This is a genomic window from Bacillus cereus, from assembly GCF_007678085.1.
In the GTDB taxonomy this organism is placed as follows: domain Bacteria; phylum Bacillota; class Bacilli; order Bacillales; family Bacillaceae_G; genus Bacillus_A; species Bacillus_A cereus_BE.
Window position 1 is genome coordinate 1 of record NZ_VEDW01000017.1, and the last position, 3,851, is coordinate 3,851.

Below are 3,851 nucleotides of genomic sequence, written 5' to 3' on the forward strand. Positions count from 1 at the left end.
TGTCAACTAAGTTTTTCATTTCGTTTGCCGCGCTTTGCGTTATTGCATCGGCGACTTGTTCTATATTACACCTCTAAGGTGTAATCGTCAACACCTTTTATAAAGATATTTAATTAAATATCTTTATGCCCTCTGATTTAGAGAAGAACCGATAAAGATTGCATTATCAGAAAAGCCTCCTCCACTTCGCTTTAATTCCTTCTTCTAAAATATATTTAAGTTTACTTATAACCTAGACTTAATTTGTACGGAAGTTTCCCCCGCGAAACTAACAAGCTTATTTTAATAAATACTCATATAGAATTACAAATTTATTATACTCACTAATACCACTTTGTTTATTAGGTAACCTATTAGAAACGAGTGAAGATATACGCATTCTTATAACCGACAACGGTACAGAAGACTATAATAAACTTATATACTACTCTAGTTATAGTGTTCCTCTTATTATGAAGTAATGGTTACTTACCTGTTTACTCGTAAATGTATAGGAACACACTAAAACATTTACTAACCATCCCCGTGTCACTGAAATAGCAGATTTATATCTCTTTTATCTTTAGCAGCATCCGTTTTCCATATGGCCTAGCCGTAATAATTTTTATATCCTCTTAACAAACATTCAAAATACACAAATAAACTATATTCGAGGTCCGGACCAAATTAATAGCATTTCTTTTTTAAACACATATACCGGATTAAAAATACGCACCTCAATTGATCGAGTGTACCCAACACACCGAAAAGAACATTTAAGTATGTTTATCCTATACCTATAACATATAATTTTATTGTTCCTATTTATATATCCTTCGTTTTGAAATACATATAGAATTACAAATTCATTTATTCCTAGCTATCAACCTAAAAATACATAATACTAAGAACCCAATACATATAAAACATCCACAAAACACATCCTACAACAAGGTATACTACGGCTGCACAATTATAAATCATAATCTTTTCAACACCTATAGGAGTCCTATTCGCATTTTACGCAAATATACACTAAAAAATTTCAATATAAAAAGAGCCGGAATTTCTACTCTAAGAAAAATACGGCTCTTATTTTCGGACCACAACCAAAATTATTTAACTTATTTACTACGATTAAACTCCTTCACAATAACCATAACTAAAATAATTTTCACATTTAAGATGAAATGTCTATTCAATATTCCCTACTCTGCTGTGCTGAAGATGAATGTATCATATCTGTCACCGCATGATATAAGTTTTCCGGATATTCAGCTATCCGATGACATAAATACAAGTACCACTCTTCCCCATAAGTCAAATACACCCTAGCGTTATATCCTTTGTTTTTCAAATCACTTAACATATCCGGACGAATTCCATATAGCATTTCTATTTCTACATTAGATTGACTAAAATATTGACGTTGTTCCATCTCTTTAATAAGAATTTCATCGTGTGTAGCTATAGATACAGAGTGATTATTTTCAATTAGTTGTTCTACAATCTGAAGATACTGTTGATTTAAATCAGTTGACCTAGGCATAGCAATATCCGGAACTTCTTGATAGGCACCTTTTACAACTCTTATTTTCCCTGGATAATGTAGGAGTTCTTGAATATCCTTGTTCGAGCGATATAAATGTGCCTGAATCGTTATCCCTACATTAGGATATTGCTCAGTTGTTTTTTTATAGATAGAAAGAATATCAGCTGCTTTAGATGATTCTTCCATACTTATCATAAGGGTAGTTCCATGTACTTTTGCCTTCTCTGCCAGCTCCATTAAATGAAAATAAGATATTTCTGGATCTATAGATAATCCAATATGCGATAAATCGAGTGATACTGTTTGTTTTACTAGTAGAGCACCCACGTCCCCAATAAGATTCAAAAACTCATTTTTTGCTTTATAACATTCCTCTATATCTAGAGTATTTTCCCCTATATATTCTAGTGAAGTATGATAACCTTTTGTAATTAGTTTTTTTGCTATTACAATCCCCTCCTGTCTCGTTTCTCCGGTGACAAAGCGTTTCGCGGCTTGTAAGAATAGCGCATAGAGTTCAGTGGATTGTTGTACATAGGATTTTATATGTTCATTTCGTGCAATCGATTTAAATGCCTGAGCTACTTGTAATTCTGGTTTAGTCATCACATTTTCATCTCCTTTAGAACTATTTGATCCAACTATAGCATGCTAAAATGGTTCGTATTAGTACCATTACTGCTAAACTTTTATGGTACCACTTTTGATGAAGGGAGCATTTATATGCTTTGGATACCTATTGATCGATCATTAGATATGAGTTTAATTCGACAGGTTTATCACCAAATACGTGAACGAATATTAAACGGAGAGCTACAATCCGGAGAAAAGCTACCATCAACACGAGAATTATCTTCTGAGTTAAGCGTGTCTAGGAATGTAATTTTAGAAGCGTATGATCAATTATTTTCCGAAGGTTTTTTGGTCACTCGACAGGGAGCAGGGACATTCATTGCCGAAGGGACTTATTTAGAACAACATAAAAAATCAACTCTAATTGATTCTTTATCTTGGTACGAAGAAACAAACAACGACAGTAACATCATTAATTTTCGTTCAGGGATACCAGCATTAGACTTATTTCCACGTAAAGGATGGGCAAAATTGTCTCACACCATATGGAACGAAACACCTCATTCTACCTTTGGATACGATATTCCCGAGGGGCGTCCCGAATTAAGAAAAGCTTTATCACGCTATTTACTAAAAACAAGAGGAGTTTTTTGTCATCCAGAACAATTAGTGATTACTTCCGGTGCAACTCAAGCTTTAACACTTGTTTCTAAATTACTTTTGTCAACGGGCGATGAAGTGCTAATAGAAGATCCTATCACCAATGACATTCAAACAATTTTTAAAAATTCAGGAGCCTCGCTTTATCCTATACCAGTTGATGATAATGGGATGGATACATCCTTGCTGCCTACAAATAAAAAACCAAAATTCATCTTCACTACTCCTTCTCATCAGTTTCCTTTAGGAGGGGTGTTACCGATTCAACGACGAGTTCAATTGATTAACTACTCAAGAAAAACAAATTGTTATCTCATTGAAGATGATTATGACAGTGAATTTCGATATGAAGGCTCACCTGTAAGTTCATTACAGGGATTGGATCCCGAGCGTGTCATATATATAGGTTCATTTAGTAAAATTTTATCACCAGCCCTTAGGCTGGGATACTTAGTTCTTCCCTCACACCTGATTGAAAAATGTCGCCAGGTAAAATGGTTTTCAGATTTACATACACCTTCTTTAAATCAACTTGTTCTTGCTAAATTTATTGCCGAAGATCATTTGGAACGGCATATTATGAAGATGAAAAAAATCTATAAAAATCGAAGAGACTTCCTTATCCAGCAATTAAAATTAGCATTCTCAAATGAGATCAATATTTTCGGCTATTCTACAGGATTACACATGATTGTTGAATTCAATCAAGTTCAATTCACAAAAGAATTACTTGAGGAAATCCAACAACTCGAAGTGAAAGTATATCCCGTAGAAGACCACGCCATAAAAAAAGGACAACATCATAATCGTATTATTATAGGGTATGGACATTTAACAAATGAAGAAATAAAAGAAGGTGTGAGCAGACTACAGAGGGTAATATCTTGCATTTATCCTTGTTATCCTTGTTAACGAATAGATAGTCTAAGAAAATTGGCCATGTTTTTCTGGAGATTACAAGATCATTTCATTAAACACAAAAAAGACGAGTCATTCTGACTCGTCTTAAGGTTGCTTGGCGACGTCCTACTCTCACAGGGACAAGGTCCCAACTACCATCGGCGCTAGAGAGCTTAACTTCCGTGTT

General features: G+C 34.1%; 2 protein-coding genes. One reads left to right on the plus strand and one right to left on the minus strand.

Annotated elements, in window-relative coordinates; genetic code table 11:
- Nucleotides 1–1,177: 1,177 nt before the first annotated feature.
- Nucleotides 1,178–2,137 carry a proline dehydrogenase family protein gene (locus tag FS742_RS27050; protein ID WP_144616447.1) on the minus strand — a complete coding sequence of 320 codons (960 nt, stop codon included), beginning with the start codon at nt 2,135–2,137 and terminating at the stop codon, nt 1,178–1,180.
- A 117-nt stretch (nt 2,138–2,254) separates the two neighbouring features.
- Between FS742_RS27050 and pdxR the strand changes: the two genes are divergently transcribed.
- Complete coding sequence (gene pdxR, locus FS742_RS27055) at nt 2,255–3,676, plus strand: MocR-like pyridoxine biosynthesis transcription factor PdxR (protein WP_144616445.1); 1,422 nt, start codon at nt 2,255–2,257, stop codon at nt 3,674–3,676.
- Nucleotides 3,677–3,851: the final 175 nt, after the last annotated feature.

Bases quoted from the DNA above. Each gene is read 5' to 3' on its own strand.
- FS742_RS27050 (WP_144616447.1), bottom strand. From the start codon at position 2,137: ATGACTAAACCAGAATTACAAGTAGCTCAGGCATTTAAATCGATTGCA.
- pdxR (WP_144616445.1), top strand. From the start codon at position 2,255: ATGCTTTGGATACCTATTGATCGATCATTAGATATGAGTTTAATTCGA.